Here is a 20098-nt window from a genome sequence, read left to right on the forward strand (position 1 = left end):
CCAGGTAAAACACCCAGCCGGACCTTACCCGAACAATTCGATACTACTACGCCCCGAAGTCGGCAAGCTGCGCCTTGATTGCGGCAATGGTATCGGTAAGTTCCGCTGCGCGATCGCGCTTCTTGGCGACGACCTCAGGTGCGGCCTTTGCAACAAAGCCCGCGTTCGACAGGGTCTTCTGCGCGGAAGCAAGCTCCTTCTCAGCCGCAGCGAGTTCCTTTTGCAGGCGCGCCTTTTCGGCGTCAAAGTCAACCAAATCGCCCACGACCACGAAGGAGTCGAAATCAGAGCCGGCAAACGCGATCGACTGGGCCGGCTTATCAAAGCCCTCAAACCCGCACACGGCGAGCTCGCTGATGTTCGCCAAACCGCAGATGAAGGCGGACATGCCCTCGATCGCGTCGGCGACCTCGGCATTCGCGGCCTTCACAACTACGGCAAGCGGCTCTTTGGGGCTCAGGCGATAACGAGCGCGCGTGGAACGGACATTGCCCACCACAGCACGCGCCAGCTCGAAGGAGCGCTCGGCAGGCTCATCAACATAGCGCTCGAACGCCTCGGGCTCCGGCCATGCGGCAACGATAAGTGCCTCGGCACGATTGCACTCCCCCGCCTCGTTCACATCGAGCCAGCTTGCAGGCATCTGGTCCCAAATCGCCTCGGTCACGAACGGCATGAGCGGATGCATAATGCGCAGCGAGGTGTCGAGCACGAAGATCAAGTTGCGCTGAGCCTGCAGGCGGGCATCATCGTCCTTGAGACGCGTCTTGGTGACCTCGATGTACCAGTCGCACACCTCGTTCCAGAAGAAGTTCTGCACGCCACGGGCAGTGTCACCAAAGGAATACTGCTCGATGCCCTCGGTCACCATACGGACGGCCTTGGCAAGGCGGCTGAACATCCACGCATCTGCAGCGGTCTCGGCAATCGGCTCGCCAGGGGTGTAGCCTTCCATGTTCATGAGCAGGAAACGGCTGGCGTTCCAGATCTTGGTCACGAACGCGCGGGCCTGGTCGGTGCGCGGGGAGCCTTTTAGCTCGTGGGTCTTCTTGTCGATATCGGCGTCAAATTTGACGTCTTGGTTGTTGGTGCACAGCGTGTACAGGTTGAAGCGCATGGCATCGGCGCCATACATGTCGATGAGGTCCATGGGGTTCACACCGTTGCCCTTGGACTTGGACATACGGCTGCCGTCTTTGGCGAGAATCGTAGGGTAAATCACCACGTCATGGAAGGGAATCTCATCCAGGAAGTACAGCGAGCTCATGACCATGCGGGCAACCCAGAGCGCGATGATGTCTCGCGCGGTGACCAGCGCGGTCGTGGGATGATGACCCTCGAGCTGCTCGGGGTGCTGCGGCCAGCCCTGCGTGGCAAAGGTCCACAGCTGGCTCGAGAACCACGTGTCAAGCACGTTCTCGTCCTGATGCACATGGCGACCGCCGCACTTGGGGCATACGTCGACGTCCTCCATGCAGGCGTCTTCCCAGCCGCAATCCTCGCAGTAGAACACGGGGATGCGGTGACCCCACCACAGCTGACGAGAGATGCACCAGTCCTTGAGGTTTTCCATCCACGTGGTGTACGTATCGGTCCAACGAGCCGGATGGAACGTCACGCGACCGTCCTTCACGGCATCAAGCGCAGGGCCCTTGAGCTTGTCGACGGCCACGAACCACTGCTCGGAGAGCCACGGCTCGAGCGTCTGATCGCAGCGGTAGCAGTGCATGACGGAATGGTCGTGATCCTCTACGTGATCGAGTAGATCATGCTCCTCGAACCACGCGACAACAGCCTCACGGCACTCGTCGCGCGTCATTCCGCTGAATTCGCCATACCCCTCGACAACAACCGCGTGCTCGTCGAAGATGTTGATCTGCGGCAGGTCGTGGGCTTGGCCCATGGCGTAGTCGTTGGGGTCGTGCGCGGGCGTGACCTTGACGAAACCCGAGCCAAAACCGGCGTCGACGTGCCAATCCTCAAAAATGGGAATCTCGCGATCGACAATGGGCAGGCGAACGGTCTTACCCACAAAGGCTGCCTTCTCAGGGTCCTTGGGACTCACGGCAACACCGGTGTCGCCGAGCATAGTTTCGGGACGCGTAGTTGCAACGACAATGTACTCTTGGCCGTTCACGGGCTCGGTGAGCGGATAACGCAAATGCCACAGATGGCCGGCCTCATCCTTGTACTCAGCCTCGTCATCCGAAATAGCGGTGGTGCAGTCGGGACACCAGTTGACGATGCGCTTGCCGCGGTAAATCAAACCGTCGTGATACCAATCGCAAAAGACCTTGCGAACGGCCTCGGCGTAATCATCATCCATGGTGAAGCGCTCACCATCGAAGTCGATGGAGCAGCCCATGCGCTTAATCTGCTCGACGATGGTGCCGCCGTATTCATGCGTCCAGTCCCAACAAGCGTCAAGGAACTTCTCGCGGCCGATTTCAAGGCGCGAAATGCCCTCGCTCTTGAGTTTCTTATCGACCTTGGTCTGTGTGGCGATGCCCGCATGGTCAGTTCCGAGAATCCAACGCGTGGAGCGGCCACGCATGCGCGCCATACGAACGATGGCATCCTGAATGGAATCGTCGGTGGCGTGGCCCATGTGCAGGATGCCCGTGACATTGGGCGGCGGAATGGTAACCGTGCAGTCACCCACGCCGGGACGACGGCGATAGTAACCCCCATCGAGCCATTTCTGAATCATCGCAGGTTCATTGACCGCAGGATTGTAGTTCTTGGGCATCTCTTCTGCCATGGGATATCCTTCCTCAGCTTTTCAGACCAAAGAATCAAGTCGTATGGCTCAACAGAATAGCACACGAACCAGCGAGAACCCCGCGCTCGAATAACCCTCACACGGCATGCGAAAACGGGAAGGCGGACAGACGCCGAAACCTCCTTTGCGCTATCGGCACCTGGCACAAGGGCTCGCCATGGTGTATAGTGTATACGCGTATACAGAAAGGGGCAAGTATGAGTACGGCAATCGTTTCAGGACGCGTCGATTCCGATGTGAAGGATCGGGCGGGAGCCTACATTCTCGCTGCCGGACTTACCGTAGGTGAGGTTATAAACGATCTTTGGACGTATATTGCTCAGACAAAAAGTGTTCCCCGGTTTTCCGTGGAATCCGATACCGAAACAACAGATGCATTCGAGCAGTTCATGCTGATCCGTGAACAAATGCAAGTTCAAAACACGGAAAGCGGCGTGCCGGAAATGACCAATAGCGAACTTAAAGAATACCTCGCGAACGAAAAGCTCAAAGAATACGAGGCGCTTTTATAATGGTAAAGCAAAGGAAACACCGCATTTTGTTTGACACCAACACGTTGATCGACGCCGCTGATGCCACCCGCGAGCACTCCGAAGCGGCATGTCGAGCACTTCAATGCTGCAATGGTGGTGGTGATATGGGAATCGCATCCCCTTCATCCCTCAATGATGCATATTATGTGCTCAGAAAAAACTACGGAGAATCATGGGCGCGCGAAGCCGTCAAGAGCCTTTTGGCTCTATTGGTCGTCCTTCCCTTCGGGCCCGAGGAATGCATCATCGCTGCAGAATCTAATGAGCCCGATTTTGAAGACGGCATGGTACGCGCTGCCGCAGAACTCAATGATGTCGATTTCATCCTCACTCGCGATTCGGAAGCATTCAAGCGTTCAACGATACGGGCAATCACCTGCGAAGAGTATCTCGATATCGTCGAGTCAGAAAACCGATGGTAAGGGCGGCTGCTGAGCACCTTTCACAGATGGTCGACGATGAATTGGAGAGCACGATAATCGATCACTTGATTGGGAAATATCAGTACTTCTCCGTACCCACGCTTACCTGTGAGGATTACCTGGATATGGTTGCATGTGAACAAAAGCGGCATTCGTTGCTGAGGTAAGGACTTCCCCTCATATCAAACAAAACGGGCGGTGAACCCTGTGTCCACCGCCCGCAAAGGCAATTTGCCCTGAAGGCTCAAACAATTCGATATCCAAGCTGGCTGCCGGCAAACCGGTCCACCCCTCGTATTAGCCCTTAAGGTCAACCATGGCCGCCAGATAACCGAAGGTGCACCAGCCCTCGGCGTCGAGGCTCTCCATGAGCTTGCCGAGCTCTTCCACACCACGCGCTTCCTCACCGGTCTCGCGCAGGTAATTCGCCATGGCGTAGCTGTTGGTGGCGGCATTCAGAGGATCTTTGTCCGCGCACATCACAAGCACATCGTCCACCGTCGCACGACCCTGATAGACGGCGCAGTTGAGCGCATATCCGCACTCGTCGGTGCCGACCTCGAAATCGGCGGGCAGCATCGCGAGCAGCTCGGCGGCATAGGCCTCGTCACCGCGACGGCGTGCTGTACGCCACGACCAGTCGATCACCGCGGGGAACGCCTCGATATCGGTCATATCGGTCAGCTCGAGGCAGCGCTTGTAGGCGGCCTGGGCAAGGTCGTACTCACGCAGCAGATAGTAGGACAGGCCGAGGTGGTACCACACATCCCAGTTGTCCGGAATGATGCGTGCGGCGACCTCGAAGTCAGCGGCAGCCTCGGGAAACTCCCAGCAGCTCAGATGACGGTGACCGCGATGACGGTACAGGATGCCGCGGAAGGGATCGAGGGCGATGGCGCGCGAGTACGCCTCGACGGCCTCGCGCATCAAGGAGTCGCGGGAAAGCGCCAAACCATAATCGAGCCACAGGTCAGCGTTGCGCGGATTGTCGGCAACAGCGGCTGCCAAACGAACGGTTTCCTCAGAACGCTCGGTCTCGGTGCGCTGCGGATCGGCGACCTGGTGGTCCTTGGGGGTTCCAAACATGTGATGCTCCTTATCGTTCGCTCTTGTCAACCATGGCGGCAAGGTAACCGAAGGCGAAGTAGCACTCGCGTTCATCGCCGGCCTCGATGATGGCGTCGACGATAGCGTCAGCCTTCTCGACATCGCCGTTCATGCGATAGTAGTTCGACACGCCGAAGCCGCGGGTGATGATGTCGATGGCGTCGAGCGTGCGAAAGTCCTCCGGGAAGACATCCTCGGGCTTGAGAATGCCCTTGTACATGCGGGTGCGCTCGAAGTAGTCGAGGTTCTCGCCCTCATAGCCCTCATCGGGAACGTTGGCGAGCAGCGCAAGCGCCTTCTCGTCGTTGCCCAGACGGCGCTCGGTCATGTAATACCAGTCGCAGACGGCGATGAAGTCGTCGACCTCACGAGAGAGCTCGAGGCAGCGCTGATAGGCCTGAGCCGCCTTCTCGTAGTCGCGCAGCAGGAAGTGGGACAGGCCGAGGTGGTACCACACATCCCAGTTGTCGGGAATCAGGCGCGAGGCGATGGTGAAGCCCGCGCGGGCGTCCTCGAAACGCCACTGGGACAGCATGCGGTGCGCCATATGGCGGTAGAGGATGCCGTTGAAGGGCTCGAGGGAGATCGCATGGGCGTAGCACTCCTCGGACTCGCGATAGAGCTCGGCGCCGGCGAGGGCGAGGCCCTTCTCCATCCAGAGCTGCGCGTTGTCGGGGTCCTCGGCGAGCTTGGCCTCAATCGCGGCGAGCTCCTCGTCGGGCGTGTACGTGCTGGGGTTGGGGTCGGAGACCTCATAGGAGCGGTTAAGCGTTCTCTCGATCATGGGTTGTTTCCTTTCTTCTTCGATGGAGCAGCGCCCCGGGTGAGGCGCATCGTTCCCAAAGGGGGTCCATCCGCACGGCGACGCGGACGGAGCGTGCTAAATGCACGACAAGAGGGCCCTTATACAGGGGTGCCCTCGCCGGCAGCATCGCCGGTAACCAGATGGCAGGCGCACCAGTGCGAGGGGCCGACCTGGACCGTCTGGGGACGCGCCGCCGAGCAACACTCGGTCGCAAAGGGGCAGCGCGTGTGGAAACAGCAACCCGAGGGCGGGTCGAGGGCGCTCGGGACATCGCCCTCCAAGCCGCGCACGGGCTCCACGTCGTCAAATTTGATCTGCGGAATCGCCTCGAGCAGCGCCTTGGTATACGGATGCTGCGGGTTTTCGAAAATCGACTCGACGTCGCCATACTCGACGATGTGGCCGAGGTACATCACGGCCACCTTGTCGCAGATATGCTCCACCACGCTCAGGTTGTGCGAGATGAACACAAAGGACAGGTGGTGACGGCGCTGCAGATCGTCGATCAGGTTGAGGATCTGAGCCTGGATGGACACGTCGAGGGCCGAAACGGCCTCGTCGCACACGACGATCTTGGGGTTGGTCGCCAGGGCGCGGGCGATGCCGATGCGCTGGCGCTGACCACCGGAGAACTCATGTGGATAGCGGTTGTACTGGTCGGGACGCAGACCGACCTCCTCCATGAGCTCAAGGCCGCGACGGCGGCGCTCTGCGCGCGACATCCCCTCGATGACCGCGAGTGGCTCCTCGATGGACTCCCCCACCGTCATGCGGGGATCGAGGGAGGAATACGGGTCCTGGAAGATGATCTGGATGTTGCGGGCACGTTCCTTGGTGGACATCTCGGCATAGGAACGGCCGTCGAACTCGATGCTTCCCTCGGTGGGTTTGATCAGACCGACGACGGCTTTACCCAGCGTCGACTTGCCGCAGCCGGACTCGCCCACGATACCCACGGTCTCGTTCTCGGCGACCTCGAGACTCACGTCGTCGACCGCCTTGAGCCACGACACACGGCTGCTCAGGCGATTGGCGGCCTTCACGGGGTAGTAGACCTTGAGGTTCTTCACGCTCAGCAATGACGTCATGCGGATTCGCCTCCTTTCGGCGCGGCGGTTGAGACATCGACGGCGCCCTCCGCGTCGGCATACAGCCAGCAGCGCACGCGGCGGCCGTCGGGCAGCTCCATGAGCGGCGGACGCTCGTCCCGGCAGCGCTCGCAGGCGCGGTTGCAGCGCGGACAGAAGCGGCAGCCTGCGGGATAGGAATCGGGGCTGGGAACGGCACCGGGGATGGTAAAGAGACGGTCGGTCTTCTCGTGCAGGCGCGGAAGGCATTGCAGCAGGCCGAGCGTGTACGGATGCAGCGGATCCTCGATGATCTGGCGCACCGAGCCGTACTCCACGGCCTGGCCCGCGTACATGACCATGACATAGGTCGCGATCTGCGCCACGACGCCCAGGTCGTGGGTGATGAGAATCGTAGCGGTGCCCGTCTCGTCCATCAGCTCGCGCAGCAAACGCAGAATCTGGGCTTGGATGGTCACGTCGAGCGCCGTGGTGGGCTCGTCGGCGATCAGCACGCGCGGACGGCAGGCGAGCGCCATGGCGATCATGACGCGTTGGCGCAGACCGCCGGAAAGCTCGTGCGGGTACTCTTTGAAAACCGTCTCGGGCGCGGGGATGCCCACGAGGCGGAGCATCTCGATGGTCTTCTCGCGCGCCTCGGGCTTGGAGAGGTGCTGGTGAATCTGGAAGGACTCCATGACCTGGCTACCCACGGTGAAGACGGGATTCAGACTCGTCATGGGCTCCTGGAAGATCATCGAGACCTTGTTGCCACGCACACCGCGCATCTCCTCTTCGGAAAGCTGCAGCAGGTCGGTGCCCTCAAGCTCCACAGAGCCGCCCACGATCTTTCCGGGCGACTGAATAAGGCGCATGATCGATAGGCTGGTGACGGACTTGCCGCAGCCGGACTCGCCCACGATCGCGAGCGTCTCATGCGGATACAGGTTGAAGTCGATGCCCTCGATGATGTTGGTCATCGCGCCGCTGGATTTGAACGCAGTGGTGAGACCGCGCACTTTGAGCAGCGGGGTGCTCTCGACGTCCACCTCGGGAACGGGCGCGGTGTTCTCGCTCATATAACCCCTCCTTTACGCGTTCTTGAGGCGCGGGTCAAGCGCGTCGCGCAAGCCGTCACCCACCAGGCTGAAGCACACCACGACCAGGGTGATGGCGATGCCCGGAACGACGGCGGGAAGCGGATACGAGCGCAGGACGTCGCGGGCGGAGGAGAGCATGGCGCCCCACTCCGGCGCAGGCGGCTGCACGCCCAGGCCCAAAAAGGACAGGGCCGAGGTCGTGAGGATCGCCGTGCCCAACTGCAGCGTCACGTTGACGATGATCTGGGAGATGGCGTTGGGGATCACGTGGCGGACGATAACACGCGCGCTGCTCTCCCCCATGACCTTGCACACGGCGATGTAGTCGGCGGAGCGGATCTTGAGGACCTCGCCGCGCACCATACGAGCGACCGTCGGGATCGAGAAGATCGCGATGGCGACGACCGTGTTCGACTCGCCGGAGCCGAGGATAGCCACAACCACGATGGCGAGCAGCAGGCCGGGAAACGCCAGCAACACGTCGATGAGGCGGGAGATGAGCGTGTCGGCGATGCCGCCGAAGTACCCGGCGATCACGCCGAGGATCACGCCGACCGCCGTGCCGGACAGCACGCCGGAGAAACTGATGGCAAGCGAGCTGCGGCCGCCGTAAAGCAGGCGCACCAGGATGTCGCGCCCGAGGTTATCTGTGCCCAGTAAATGCTCGGCGCTGGGGCGCGCGTAGGTGTTGAACAGATTCTGCTTGAGCGGATCGACGTGCACGTAAAGCGGCGCGAACGCGCATGCGGCAATGATGAGGATGAGCATCACGCCCGCGACCACGGACATCCTCTTGCGGCAGAAGCGCTGAACGATCTCTTTCACCGAAACGCACCTCCTTTAGGAATCGAATTCGATACGGGGATCGGCGACGGTGTAGAGCACGTCGACGACGGTGTTGACGATGACGAAGGTCGCGGCGAGGATGAGCACGCACCCCTGGATGAGCGGGTAATCGCGCCCGGCGACCGCGTCGACGGTCAAGCGGCCGATGCCCGCAAGGGAAAAGACGGTCTCAACCAGCGTGGCGCCCGCAAGCAGGGAGCCGAATCGCAGGCCGATCGACGTCAGAACCGGAATGATGGCGTTCTTGAGCGCGTGGACGCAAATGACCACATGCTCGGCGACGCCACGGGCGCGCGAAGTGCGGATATAGTCCTCGCCTAACACGTCGAGCATAGCGGAGCGGGTGATGCGGGTGATGTAACCGACTTCCTGCATGCCCAGCGTGATGATGGGAAGCACCAAGCCGACCCAGCTTGAGGCGCCGCCCGAGGGGAACCACTTGAGCGTCACCGAGAAGATGATGAGCAGCAGGATCGCCAGGAAAAACGACGGGGTCGAGACCGCGAACAGAGAGACGAACATCAGGATGTTGTCGGCCAGCTTGCCGTGGTACACCGAGGAGATGATGCCGAAGGCGATACCCACCACGGCGGAAAGCGCCGTCGAGCCGACAGCGATGATGATGGTGAGCGGATACCGGCGCACGATCTCGGTGAGCACGGGCTTGTGCGTGGTGATCGACGTGCCGAAGTCACCGTGGAACACATTGGTGAGCCACATCACGTACTGCTGCGGCAGTGGATAGTCGAGTCCCAAGCGCGCACGCTCGGCCGCAATGGCCTCCTTGCCCGCACCTTGCCCCAACATCATGGTGACCGGGTCGCCGGGAATGAGGCGGACCATCAAAAAGACGATCACCGACAGCGCGAACAGCATGACAAGCATCTGCAAAAAGCGCTTGACGACATACTTGAACATGGCGGTCGTCCTCCCATCTGACAAAGAAGCGAGGAGTCCGGGATGGCATTCGGACCCCTCGCGTACCTACGATCTGCCAGGGCGTTTACGCCTTGACCTTAATCGTCTCGAAGCAGGGCACCTGCAGCGGGTTGAGGGAGAAGTTCTCCACGCCCTCGGCCATGACAAACAGGCTGTTGCGCAGGTTCAGATACACGGCGAACGGATCCTCGGTATAGATAATCCGCTGGGCCTCCTCGTACATCTCCATGCGCTTTTCCTGGTCAACCAGGGTGATGGCGCCGTTCAGCAGCTCGTCGACGCGAGCGTTGGAGTACCAGCCGTAGTTGTTGGTGTTGAGGCCGTCCTCGCTCGTGACGCAAATGCGGCGCAGGGACGCATCCGGGTCGAGCGAGCTGCCTCCGAAGCCCATGATGAACATGTCGTACTTCATCTCTTCAGGCGTAAGGCCGTTGAGGGTGGCATTGAAGGTCGCGGAGTCGACCGTGACGATTTCGGCGATGATACCAGCGTCGGCGATCTGATCCTTGATCGCCTCGGCGAGTTCAACACCCTTGTTGTAGCCGTCGAACGTCATGATGGTCATCTCAAAGCCGTCGGGGACGCCCGCCTCGGCGAGCAGCTGCTTGGCGGCGTCGACGTCACGGGTGGGAACACCAAGGTCAACGTAGCCACGATTCATCGGGACGAGCGGACCGTGGGTCGGAGTCTCACCGATCTCCTTGAACAGGGAGCCGACGATAGCCTCGCGGTCGATGGCGATGCTGATGGCCTTACGGACGTTGACGTCCTGGCATTTCGAGTACTCGGAGCAGTTGAACTGGAAACCCTGCAGGCCGTAGCCGGGCTCGGAAACCAGAGTGAGGCCCTCAATGGAGCTCAGGCGCTCGACGTCGTCGACAGCGGGACGGTCGACGATATCAACCTCTCCGTTTTCCAAAGCCATGGCACGGCTGGAAGCCTCAGGGATGACCTTCATGATGATGTTCGGGGTACCCGGCTCGCCCAGGTACCAGTTCTCGTTGACCGCGAAGGTCATCTGCTCGTCGATATCCCAGCTCGTGACCTTGTACGGACCGGTGCCGTTGATTGTCTCAGGATCGGTGCCGATGTCGTAGCCGAACTCCTCGAGGGTGGATTTGCACATGATGAAGCAGCACTGCATGGCGAGGGTGTCTTCGACCGCGCCGTAGGTGGTGTTCATGGTCATAACGACGGTGTAATCGTCGGTCGCCTCGACTTTGTCGATAAACGCGACGGTATCGGTGTAGCGCAGCGGGTGATCGGGGTTGAGCAGGCGCTCGAACGTAGCCACGACGTCGGCGGAGGTGAAGTCCTCGCCGTTGGCGAACTTGACGCCCTCCTTGAGGTGGAAGGTCCAGGTAAGGCCATCCTCGCTCATGTCATAGGTCTCGGCAAGGTCGCCGGCGATGCTGCCGTCCTCCTGGACGACGAGCAGGCCGCTGTACAGCAGGCGCAGAACCTTGTCATTCGTGACGTTGATCTGGGGGTCGAGGGTGTCCTGGTCGCCATAGGCGGCAACGACGAGCGTATCCTTGTATCCGTCTTCGCCAACCGAACCGGTGCCGGAATCGCCGCCACACGCGACCAAGCCAGAGGAAAGCATTGCTAGCGCAGCGGCTCCCATGCCTCCTACGAAACCACGACGGGAGACTCCGTTGTTTCCCTGTGCACAACCATTCATTGCTCTCACCTTTCCCTTTCCCATAGTCGCGGGTGCTTCGCCCTTCGTTCTCTTCGAAAGGTTTTCGGTATACTAGCATCCAAAAAATGCAGATGTTCGGCACGTTTTATTCACGAATTCGATTTCAGGGCCACAAATAGTCAATTCAGGGCATTCAATAGAAATTATTTTTTGGACAAATATTGCACTTTACTCTACGAGAGTGCTTTAATGGGATAGCGCAAAAGGGACAGAAATTGCACTCATCTTGCACGGTGCTACACCGTGCACTCTTCACGGTGTCGGAAAAAAGTTAAACAGTCCGAAACATCCCAGACATATTACTTGGGAAGGAAGGTGGAAACTATGACAGTAGCTGCGCGCGGTGACGTTACCGATCGCTTCTCTCCTTCCATCGTCGCAATCACGGCGACCGGAGCGCTCTACCCCCTACATCGGCAAAATGGTCATGAGATCATCTACCTCGAATATGGAGACGGCATCATGTACGTCGGTGGGTTAGCTCGGCATTTACACGCGGGTGACCTCGTATTCGTCGACCGTCTTTCAACGCACGGGTTTTGCTTCAGTCCTGACTCTTCAGCCTTACTCGCCGGTATCAGCTGCGACCTCATGCCACAGTTCACTGAGTTCGTCGACGAGATGAACGTCTCGGCGTTCATCATCAAGCATGCGTTGGACGATCCAGAGATCTACCAGGCCATCGGTCACCTCATTTCGCATCCCACGGCGTTTAAAACCGGAATCAAACTTATGAGTGGATTCGGCTTGCTGCTCGACTCTCTTTCGACGCGCATGACACGCGCGAAGCATCTCCCGCAACGACACTGTGAGAGCATGGAGGATCGGTTTGCACGCGCAGCGTACATCGAAGTCGACGAGATGAACCCGTCACTCGACAGCATCGCCCAAACGGTTGGAATCTCGCGCACATACGCCTCGCGTTCCCTCAAGCCGGTGCTCGGATTGTCCCTCGCCTCATATACCGCCGTCACACGCGTCAATGCAGCGCGCCGTTTGCTCGTGCAGACCGACCGCCCTGTCGGTGAAATCGCCCTCATGTGCCGCTATTCGTCGATTCGAACATTCAATCGGCAGTTCGCCGATGTAGCGGGAATGACCGCGCTCGCCTATCGAAAAGCCTGTTCTAACTCCCAGACGATTGGCTACGATTTACCCCGCTATCGGAGTGAACTTGAGGTGTTCTTCAGTCGTTTGGCAGACGCGAGCCCCGAGATTCCCATCGACTGAAACGACGTTGGCACCTATCGCAAGCGCCCGAAATGGGGTTTACGCTACGAGACGATATGCCGATCCGTCACCCATAGCAGAATCATATTGCACACCGATAAAAGCGAAGCGTCTCAGGCGGCACCCGTTGAATCACTCAGTACGAAAAAGGGCCGGCTCGCACGAAGGCATCCTTCTGCGAACCGACCCCGATCAGATAAGGGAAATTGAACGGCGGCAACTCAAGGCAAGCAATACGCCGGGTAAGAGCGCGCGGCGGCATTACGAGACTGTGCTGCTACCTCACTACAGGCACATCTTGAAAATGTTCTCGACATCCTCAGCCGAAAGCGGCTTGAAAGCGTGGTCCAAACCATGGGACGCGGCCTTCTCAGCCATGACCTTGAAGTTGGTGTCATCGATGCCCAGCTCACCAAGGGTGCTAGTGAGGCTCAGCGTGTCGAAAAGGAACTCGGAGGTCTTCTCGATGGCCTTGTGGGCAATCTCCATCGGCTCGAGATTCGCGTCAATGCCGAACACGTTCACGCCGTAGCTCACATAGCGCGGCAACGTGGTCTCGTCCAGGCAGTACTCGAGCCAACGCGGCGCGAGAATCGCCAAGCCCAGACCGTGGGTGATGTCATAGATAGCCGAAATCTCATGCTCGATGGGATGGCAGCTCCACGGCTGGGTGCGTCCGCCATCGACAAAGCCGTTGATCGCCCACGAGCTGGTCCACATCAGGTTGGCACGAGCCTCGTAGTTGTCCGGCTCCTTCATGGCGATGGGCGCGTACTTCACGATGGTCTTCATCATGCCTTCCATGAAACAATCCAACATGTAAAGGTCCTGCTCCGTGTTGAAGTAGACCTCCATTATGTGATTGAACATGTCGGCCGAACCGCAAGCCGTTTGATACGGACTCACAGAATACGTGATGGTGGGATCGAGGAACGACACCTTGGGCAGCATCGCAGCCGCTCCCCTTCCCAGCTTATCCTGGGTTTCGGGGTTGGAGATCACGCCGCCGTTGTCCATTTCGGAACCCGTAGCGGAAAGCGTCAGCACCGTGACGATGGGCAGGGCCTTCTCGATGGGGGCGCGCTCGCTTAGGAACAGCCAGGGGTCGTGATCGACGCAGGCGCCAGCCGCCATGAACTTGGTGGCGTCGATGGTGGAACCGCCACCGACTGCGAGCAGCACGTCGATGTGCTCGTCCTTGCAGATTTGAGCGCCCGTACGGACAGACTCGATACGGGGATTCGGTTCGATACCAGAGAGCTCAAAGAGGGTCAGACCGGCCTTCTCGATCTCTGCTACGATTTGATCGTACAAGCCGCTCTTCTTGATGGAGCCGCCACCATACGTCAACAGGACGCGAGATCCGAATTTGCTCAGCTCTTCGCCCAGATGGCAGAGCTGATTCTCGCCGAAGTAAACCTTGACTGGAATGTTATAGATGAACCCGTTCATGGAAACCCTTCTTTCGAACTCGCCTATCTATGTGTCCGAGCGGAGCGGCCCCGCTCGAAAACACCGGAACAAAACGTTGCGCACGAAGCGCCCCGCATGGCTGCCCTACGTGTTAATCCAAGTCAAACGCATCCGGTGCAGTTCGCCCGCCACCACGAACAGTCGCCGACCCGGATGCAGGGGCATCGGCAACGCGGGTATCGGCGGCCGCACCCTCGGCGACGGACGCGTGGCTCGGCGCCTGCGCACCCTGCTCGTACACGCGACGAGGCTGCTCCTCGCCACGTGCAGCGGCAACGGTCACCACAACCTGGCGGACACCGGTCTCGCTCGGCAAGTCGAACATCGTCTGCTGGAGAAGCTCCTCACAGATGCTGCGCAGACCACGGGCACCGGTCTTGCGGGCCAACGCCTTCTTTGCGATCTCATGCAGGGCCTCGGCTTCAAACACGAGATCGACGCCCTCCATGGCGAACATGCGACGATACTGCTTGACCACGGCGTTGCGCGGCTCGGTGAGGATGGCAACCAGGTCATCCTCGGACAGCGCCTGCGTCTGCGTGATAACCGGCGTACGGCCGATGAACTCGGGAATCATACCGAAGTTGTTGAGGTCCTCGGGCAGCACCTGTTTGAGCAGGACGTTCTCGTCTTTTGACGTGGGGCCGGCGATCTCGGAATTGAAGCCGACGCCCTGGTTGCCCACACGGTCGGAGATGATCTTGTCGAGGCCAACGAAGGCGCCGCCGCAGATGAACAGGATGTTCGTGGTGTCGATCTGCAACAGCTCCTGCTGGGGATGCTTACGGCCTCCCGTGGGAGGAACACTCGCAACCGTGCCCTCGAGGATTTTGAGAAGCGCCTGCTGCACGCCCTCACCACTCACGTCGCGCGTGATGGAGAGGTTCTCGGCCTTGCGGGCGATCTTGTCGATTTCGTCGACGTAGATAATGCCGATCTGCGCGCGATCGATGTCGCCGTCGGCGGCGGTAATGAGCTTGAGCAGGATGTTCTCAACATCCTCGCCCACATAGCCCGCCTCGGTGAGCGCCGTGGCGTCGGCGATGGCAAAAGGCACCTCGAGCACGCGGGCGAGCGTCTGCGCGAGCAGCGTCTTGCCCGTACCCGTGGGACCGAGCAGCAAGATATTGCTCTTGGCAAGCTCGACATCCTCGTCGAGAGCATCGAACGCCTCGCCTGCGGTATGGGGCTCGTCGCCCTCAAGCACGCGGCGATAGTGGTTGTACACCGCAACCGACATGGCACGCTTGGCGTCCTCCTGCCCCATCACGTACTGGGACAGCGCATCATAAATCTCATGCGGCGTGGGAACGCGCGTGATAAGGGCCGAAGCGGTCTCACGCATGGTGGGTGCGGGGGCCTCCTCGGGCTCGTCTTCCTCCATATGCGGAACGTAAGTGGCGCCGAAGGCCTGCATCATGGCATCCTGGGCAAACGACTGGCCCAAAATCTCGTTGCATGCGTCGACGCACTCGTCGCAGATAAACATGCCATCCGCACCGCGCACGAGCTTGCGCACCTGGTCCTGCGTCTTTCCGCAGAACGAGCAACGGATCGAACCGTCGTCGGAGGAATGGGGATTGTGCGTTGTGGTATCGCGGGGCATTAGCGCTCGCTTCCTGCGTCGTTGCGGGAGGTAACGATGCGATCGATGAGACCATACTCGAGAGCGTCCTTCGCGCGCAGGTAGTTGTCGCGCTCGGTGTCGCGCTCAACCTTCTCAAACGGCTGGCCGGTGGCGTCGGACAGAATCTGGTTGAGGTTGCGGCGCATCTCTTTGATCTCGCGCGCGGCGATCTCGATCTCGGTCTGCTGGCCCTGGGCGCCACCGCTCGGCTGATGGATCATGACCATGGAGTTGGGCAGGCAGAAGCGCTTACCCTTGGCACCGGCGGCAAGCAGCACGGCGGCCATGGAAGCCGCCATGCCCACGCAGATGGTGGAAACGTCGGGCTTGATGTAGTTCATGGTGTCGAGGATCGCCAAACCGGAATACACTTCGCCACCAGGGGAATTGATATACAGCGAGATGTCCTTCTCGGCATCTTGGCTCTCAAGGTGCAAGAGCTGGGCGATGACGAGATTCGCCGTAACGGAGTTGACCTCCTCGCCCAAGAAGACGATGCGGTCGTTGAGCAGGCGCGAGTAAATGTCGTAGCTGCGCTCACCGCGCGGAGTTTGCTCGATGACATAAGGCACGAGGGCCGAATCAAGGCGTTGAATCATGATGCTCCTTTCGTGAGAAGTATCGAGATAGATATGCGGCGCGCGGCGGACGCTCGTTCAAGCACATCTGCCACGCACCGCACGAACAATAAGCGTACAGCCGCTATGATACCCCGTTTGCAGCGGTCCTACCGCGTCAAACGGTATGGGGGTCCGAGTTACTCGGCGTCCTTGGCCTCGGCAGCCTTGGCAACCTCGTCGACCTCGGTGACCTGAGCGTTCTCAACGAGCCACTCGACGGCCTTGGTGCGACGGATGGAGTCGCGGATGGCAGCCATGCGGCCGTCGGCGAGGAACGCGGCCTTGGCAGCCTCGACGTCCTCGACGCCAGCGTTTGCGAACTCGGCGTCAATGTCCTCGTCGGTGACCTCAACCTTGAGGTTGCGAGCGAGCGCATCGAGCGCGAGGGACTCGCGAGCGACATCGTTGGCCTGACGGTGCAGGTCGCCGATGAACTGGTCGGCGGTCAGACGGTTGGCCTGGAGCCACGTGTCGAGGTTCATGCCACGGGAGGAGAGGCTCTGCAGGAAGTTCTGACCGAGGTCCTGGAAGACGGACTGCTCGTAATCCTCGTCGAGCTCCTCGAGCTCAAGACGCTTGGCGAGCTCGGCGACCGCACGGTTCTCCTTGAGCTGCGGCAGCTGGGTGGTCTTGTCCTGCTCGATCTCGAGCTTCACGGCGTCGCGCATGGCGTCGATGCCGTCGAAGCCGAAGTTCTCCTTGGCGAAGTCGTCGGTGAGCTCGGGGATGTTGCGGGTGCGGATGCTCTTGACGGTGACCTCGGAGGAAGCGGTGGTCTCCTCCTCGCCCGGGAAGGTCCAGGTGATGGTCTTGGTCTCGCCGATGTTCATGCCCTTGAGGCCCTCGTCGAACTCCTTGGGCTGGTTGCCGCCGCCGACCGCGAACATGCGGCCCTCACCGGCAAGCGCCTCGGCGTTCTCGACGTCCTTGATGTCGACGGTCACGTAGTCGGTATCCTCGACAGCGCGCTCGACGTCCTCGAAGGTGGCGTGATAGCCCATGAGCATGTCGATCTGCTGGTTGATCTCGGCCTCGGTGACCTCCGCCGGAGGCATCTCGATGGCAACGGCCTCGTAAGAGGAGAGCTCGGGAGCCGGACGCAGCTTGAACTCGACGGTGTAGGTGTAGTCGGTACCGTCAGCGCAGAGGTCGATCTCCTGGTAATCGCCCTCCTTGACCGGAACGATATCGAGCTCGTTCAGAACGGCACCCTCGTTGGAGCCGATGAGCTCATTGGTAGCATTGCCGAGGATGTACTCCTTGCCCAGCGCGGAATCGACGACGCGACGCGGGGCCTTGCCCTTGCGGAAGCCCGGGAAGTTATACTTCTTGGCAGCGTCCTTGGCTGCCTTCTTGATAGCAGCGTCGACCTTCTCGGCCTCAATGGTGACCTGAGCGGTAAGCTTACCGTCTTTCACGTCAGAAGTGATGTTCAACGTTCCTCCTCTAAAACACGCCCGACATTGACATGGGTGTCGGGGCCCCTTTTGATACCACGATTTGGGACTGTGGTGCGGGCGAAAGGACTCGAACCTTCACGGGAAGCCCACTGGAACCTAAATCCAGCGCGTCTACCAATTCCGCCACGCCCGCAACATGGTCACACAAGCTGTAGATGATAACAAAAAGGGACGCACGAAACATCGCGCATCCCTTTGCATACCCAGTTTCCACAGGATGAGGGGTTATGTTGCGTTTGACGAACCCGCAAGCGGCGACGATGCCCCCGCCAGCGTGCCCGCGCGATTAACGAAAATCGCCTTCGTCACTTAGCAGACGCCCTGTGCCATCATGGCATCGGCGACCTTCAGGAAGCCGGCGATATTGGCGCCGAGGACGAAGTTGCCCTCGTTGCCGTAAGCGCGCGCCGTATCATCGACGTTGTGGAACATGCCGCGCATGAGCTGCTCGAGCTTGCCGTCGACCTCCTCGAACGTCCAAGAGAGGTGCTCGGCGTTCTGGCTCATCTCAAGACCGGACACAAGTACGCCGCCCGCATTCGCAGCCTTGCCGGGCATGAAGGCGACACCGTTCTCCTGCAGGTAATTCGTGGCATCGATCGTAGTGGGCATGTTGGCGCCCTCACCCACGACCTTGCATCCGTTGGCAACGAGTGCCTGAGCGTCCTCGAGAAGCAGCGTGTTCTCGCGAGCGCACGGAAGCGCGATGTCACACGGGACCTGCCACACACCGCGGCCGTCCTCGGCGTGCCAGACGGCATTCGGGCGCTCCTCGGTATACATAGCAAGCGTGACGCCCTTGTCGTGGCCGGAACGCTTCTGGTTGTAGACGTGCTCGAGCACGGTGTAGTCGATGCCGTCGGGATCCTCGACCCAGCCGTGGGTATCGGAGCAGGCCAGTACCTTGCCGCCGAGCTGAGCGACCTTCTGGACGGCGTAGATGGCGACGTTGCCGGAACCGTGCACGACGACGTTCTTGCCCTCAAAGGAATCGCCGTTGCTCTTGAGGTACTCGTCCACAAAGTACACCAGGCCATAACCGGTGGCCTCGGTGCGGGCAAGCGATCCGCCAAAGCTGAGGCCCTTGCCGGTAAGCACGCCGGTCCATTCGTTGCGCAGGCGCTTGTACTGACCGAACATGTAGGCAACCTCGCGGCCGCCAACGCCCAGGTCGCCGGCGGGAACGTCGGTGTTCGGGCCGATGTGGCGATAGAGCTCGGTCATGAAGGACTGGCAAAAGTGCATGATCTCGTTGTTGGACTTGCCCTTGGGGTCGAAGTCGGAACCGCCCTTGCCGCCGCCCATGGGTAGCGTGGTGAGGGAGTTCTTGAGAATCTGCTCGAGACCGAGGAACTTGAGCATGCCGAGCGTGACCGTTGGGTTGAAGCGCAGACCGCCCTTGTAGGGCCCGATGGCGGAGTTGAACTCGACGCGGTAACCGCGATTGACCTGAACCTTACCCGCATCGTCAACCCACGGGACGCGGAAGATGATGACGCGCTCAGGCTCGACGAAACGCTCGAGCAAGGCGGCCTCTTCGTACTCGGGGTGCGCATCGAGTGCGGGCTGTAGGGTACCGAGAATCTCGGTGGCAGCCTGGATGAATTCGGTTTGCTCGGGATAGCGATCCTTGAGCTCGGCGAGGACCTTTTCGGTGTAGGTCATTGTTGCCTCCAAAGTGCATAGCGGTGTAATGCGAGGCCATAGTACTACGCTTCACTAAAGCGATTTGAGAACAATTGCCCTCGTTTCCTGTAGGTTTCTAGCCTGTGAACGAGCGAGAACGAATACGTTTCCAACGAGTGATTTGCCTGCATCTCATGCGCCTCATGTGGAGTGCGGGCGTTTCCACGTTACCTGGATGCCGGTCATTTGCTCCTTCGGACCGAATCCTCTATAATCGCTAGCGCCTTGGGACAAGCAGGGTCATATAACCCGGCTGCTCAACACCTTCGGGACGTGGCGCAGTTTGGTAGCGCGCCTGCTTTGGGAGCAGGATGTCGCAGGTTCAAATCCTGTCGTCCCGACCATATTTGCGGGCGTAGTTCATTGGTAGAACCTCAGCCTTCCAAGCTGATGAGGCGGGTTCGATTCCCGTCGCCCGCTCCAGAGACTTTTCGAGCCCGGAGCCATCGCGGTTCCGGGCTCGCTTCTTTTACGTGCCAACGGGAATCGAACCCGGTTGCGGGTGCGGAGCTGCGGAAACGCGGAAGCGTTTGCCAGCGAAGCACGCGAGGGCCGCAAGGGCCGAAGCGGAAAGAGCGCGCCTGCGCGCGGCGATTCCCGTCACTGGCTGCATATAAGAAAACTTTGGGCCAAAATTCGGCATTCGGACCTCGTAATTGAGGGCCAAATGCCTAAAACAGCCCAAAGTATGGACAC

16 protein-coding genes and 3 tRNA genes are annotated in these 20098 nt (G+C 60.0%); 5 read left to right on the forward strand and 14 right to left on the reverse strand.

The genetic code is table 11. The annotated features are described in order from the left end of the window. Window positions 1-46 precede the first annotated feature (46 nt). Window positions 47-2761: a valine--tRNA ligase gene (locus C1711_RS02100; RefSeq protein WP_102337573.1), complete on the reverse strand. Its 2715-nt coding sequence runs from the start codon at window positions 2759-2761 to the stop codon at window positions 47-49. A 218-nt stretch (window positions 2762-2979) separates the two neighbouring features. Here C1711_RS02100 and C1711_RS02105 point away from each other — a divergent pair, with 218 nt between their 5' ends. Then, window positions 2980-3294, forward strand: coding sequence for a type II toxin-antitoxin system RelB/DinJ family antitoxin (locus C1711_RS02105; RefSeq protein WP_102337574.1), 315 nt, complete (start codon window positions 2980-2982; stop codon window positions 3292-3294). Window positions 3295-3320: 26 nt separating this feature from the next. Next, window positions 3321-3737 carry a type II toxin-antitoxin system VapC family toxin gene (locus tag C1711_RS02110; RefSeq protein ID WP_234346179.1) on the forward strand — a complete coding sequence of 139 codons (417 nt, stop codon included), beginning with the start codon at window positions 3321-3323 and terminating at the stop codon, window positions 3735-3737. Between the two features lie 297 nt (window positions 3738-4034). Here the strand turns inward: C1711_RS02110 and C1711_RS02115 are convergent, their stop codons facing one another. From C1711_RS02115 to C1711_RS02145, 7 genes are all read right to left on the reverse strand, one after another. Next, complete coding sequence (locus C1711_RS02115; protein ID WP_159060023.1) at window positions 4035-4823, reverse strand: tetratricopeptide repeat protein; 789 nt, start codon at window positions 4821-4823, stop codon at window positions 4035-4037. A 10-nt stretch (window positions 4824-4833) separates the two neighbouring features. Next, window positions 4834-5628 (reverse strand): tetratricopeptide repeat protein, encoded by a 795-nt coding sequence (locus C1711_RS02120; RefSeq protein ID WP_102337577.1) that lies wholly within the window; start codon window positions 5626-5628, stop codon window positions 4834-4836. A 119-nt stretch (window positions 5629-5747) separates the two neighbouring features. Then, a complete protein-coding gene (locus C1711_RS02125; RefSeq protein WP_102337578.1) occupies window positions 5748-6737 on the reverse strand; it encodes an ABC transporter ATP-binding protein in 990 nt (329 codons plus the stop codon). Next, the gene (locus C1711_RS02130) at window positions 6734-7795 is read right to left on the reverse strand and encodes an ABC transporter ATP-binding protein (protein ID WP_102337579.1); all 1062 of its coding nucleotides are present in this window, start codon (window positions 7793-7795) and stop codon (window positions 6734-6736) included. Before C1711_RS02130 ends, C1711_RS02125 begins: the two co-directional genes overlap by 4 nt. Window positions 7796-7807: 12 nt before the next feature. Further along, window positions 7808-8641 carry an ABC transporter permease gene (locus C1711_RS02135; protein ID WP_199824826.1) on the reverse strand — a complete coding sequence of 278 codons (834 nt, stop codon included), beginning with the start codon at window positions 8639-8641 and terminating at the stop codon, window positions 7808-7810. A gap of 15 nt (window positions 8642-8656) precedes the next feature. Continuing rightward, window positions 8657-9580 (reverse strand): ABC transporter permease, encoded by a 924-nt coding sequence (locus C1711_RS02140; RefSeq protein WP_102337580.1) that lies wholly within the window; start codon window positions 9578-9580, stop codon window positions 8657-8659. A gap of 85 nt (window positions 9581-9665) precedes the next feature. Next, complete coding sequence (locus C1711_RS02145) at window positions 9666-11285, reverse strand: ABC transporter substrate-binding protein (protein WP_159060024.1); 1620 nt, start codon at window positions 11283-11285, stop codon at window positions 9666-9668. Window positions 11286-11630: 345 nt separating this feature from the next. Between C1711_RS02145 and C1711_RS02150 the strand changes: the two genes are divergently transcribed. Continuing rightward, window positions 11631-12536: a helix-turn-helix transcriptional regulator gene (locus tag C1711_RS02150; protein WP_102337582.1), complete on the forward strand. Its 906-nt coding sequence runs from the start codon at window positions 11631-11633 to the stop codon at window positions 12534-12536. A gap of 285 nt (window positions 12537-12821) precedes the next feature. Here C1711_RS02150 and C1711_RS02155 read toward each other — a convergent pair whose 3' ends face one another. The 6 genes from C1711_RS02155 to gdhA all read right to left on the reverse strand — a co-directional run bounded on the left by C1711_RS02155 (window position 12822) and on the right by gdhA (window position 19381). Next, window positions 12822-13988, reverse strand: a complete 1167-nt coding sequence (locus tag C1711_RS02155) for an iron-containing alcohol dehydrogenase (protein ID WP_102337583.1) — start codon at window positions 13986-13988, stop codon at window positions 12822-12824. Between the two features lie 112 nt (window positions 13989-14100). Continuing rightward, window positions 14101-15615, reverse strand: a complete 1515-nt coding sequence (clpX, locus tag C1711_RS02160; RefSeq protein WP_324761437.1) for an ATP-dependent Clp protease ATP-binding subunit ClpX — start codon at window positions 15613-15615, stop codon at window positions 14101-14103. After that, complete coding sequence (locus tag C1711_RS02165; protein WP_102337584.1) at window positions 15615-16235, reverse strand: ATP-dependent Clp protease proteolytic subunit; 621 nt, start codon at window positions 16233-16235, stop codon at window positions 15615-15617. The genes clpX and C1711_RS02165 overlap by 1 nt, the downstream gene beginning before the upstream one ends. Window positions 16236-16393: 158 nt before the next feature. After that, the gene (gene tig / locus C1711_RS02170; protein ID WP_102337585.1) at window positions 16394-17692 is read right to left on the reverse strand and encodes a trigger factor; all 1299 of its coding nucleotides are present in this window, start codon (window positions 17690-17692) and stop codon (window positions 16394-16396) included. A 73-nt stretch (window positions 17693-17765) separates the two neighbouring features. Further along, window positions 17766-17849: transfer RNA gene (locus C1711_RS02175), tRNA-Leu, on the reverse strand. A gap of 176 nt (window positions 17850-18025) precedes the next feature. Then, a complete protein-coding gene (gene gdhA, locus C1711_RS02180; protein WP_102337586.1) occupies window positions 18026-19381 on the reverse strand; it encodes an NADP-specific glutamate dehydrogenase in 1356 nt (451 codons plus the stop codon). Window positions 19382-19669: 288 nt separating this feature from the next. Here gdhA and C1711_RS02185 point away from each other — a divergent pair. Both C1711_RS02185 and C1711_RS02190 read left to right on the forward strand, forming a co-directional pair. Next, window positions 19670-19746: transfer RNA gene (locus C1711_RS02185), tRNA-Pro, on the forward strand. A gap of 5 nt (window positions 19747-19751) precedes the next feature. Continuing rightward, a tRNA-Gly gene (locus C1711_RS02190) sits at window positions 19752-19825 on the forward strand. Window positions 19826-20098: the final 273 nt, after the last annotated feature.

This window comes from Collinsella provencensis (assembly GCF_900199705.1).
Classification (GTDB): Bacteria; Actinomycetota; Coriobacteriia; order Coriobacteriales; family Coriobacteriaceae; genus Collinsella; species Collinsella provencensis.

Bases quoted from the DNA above. Each gene is read 5' to 3' on its own strand.
- C1711_RS02100 (WP_102337573.1), bottom strand. From the start codon at position 2,761: ATGGCAGAAGAGATGCCCAAGAACTACAATCCTGCGGTCAATGAACCT.
- C1711_RS02105 (WP_102337574.1), top strand. From the start codon at position 2,980: ATGAGTACGGCAATCGTTTCAGGACGCGTCGATTCCGATGTGAAGGAT.
- C1711_RS02115 (WP_159060023.1), bottom strand. From the start codon at position 4,823: ATGTTTGGAACCCCCAAGGACCACCAGGTCGCCGATCCGCAGCGCACC.
- C1711_RS02120 (WP_102337577.1), bottom strand. From the start codon at position 5,628: ATGATCGAGAGAACGCTTAACCGCTCCTATGAGGTCTCCGACCCCAAC.
- C1711_RS02125 (WP_102337578.1), bottom strand. From the start codon at position 6,737: ATGACGTCATTGCTGAGCGTGAAGAACCTCAAGGTCTACTACCCCGTG.
- C1711_RS02130 (WP_102337579.1), bottom strand. From the start codon at position 7,795: ATGAGCGAGAACACCGCGCCCGTTCCCGAGGTGGACGTCGAGAGCACC.
- C1711_RS02140 (WP_102337580.1), bottom strand. From the start codon at position 9,580: ATGTTCAAGTATGTCGTCAAGCGCTTTTTGCAGATGCTTGTCATGCTG.
- C1711_RS02145 (WP_159060024.1), bottom strand. From the start codon at position 11,285: ATGAATGGTTGTGCACAGGGAAACAACGGAGTCTCCCGTCGTGGTTTC.
- C1711_RS02150 (WP_102337582.1), top strand. From the start codon at position 11,631: ATGACAGTAGCTGCGCGCGGTGACGTTACCGATCGCTTCTCTCCTTCC.
- C1711_RS02155 (WP_102337583.1), bottom strand. From the start codon at position 13,988: ATGAACGGGTTCATCTATAACATTCCAGTCAAGGTTTACTTCGGCGAG.
- clpX (WP_324761437.1), bottom strand. From the start codon at position 15,615: ATGCCCCGCGATACCACAACGCACAATCCCCATTCCTCCGACGACGGT.
- C1711_RS02165 (WP_102337584.1), bottom strand. From the start codon at position 16,235: ATGATTCAACGCCTTGATTCGGCCCTCGTGCCTTATGTCATCGAGCAA.
- gdhA (WP_102337586.1), bottom strand. From the start codon at position 19,381: ATGACCTACACCGAAAAGGTCCTCGCCGAGCTCAAGGATCGCTATCCC.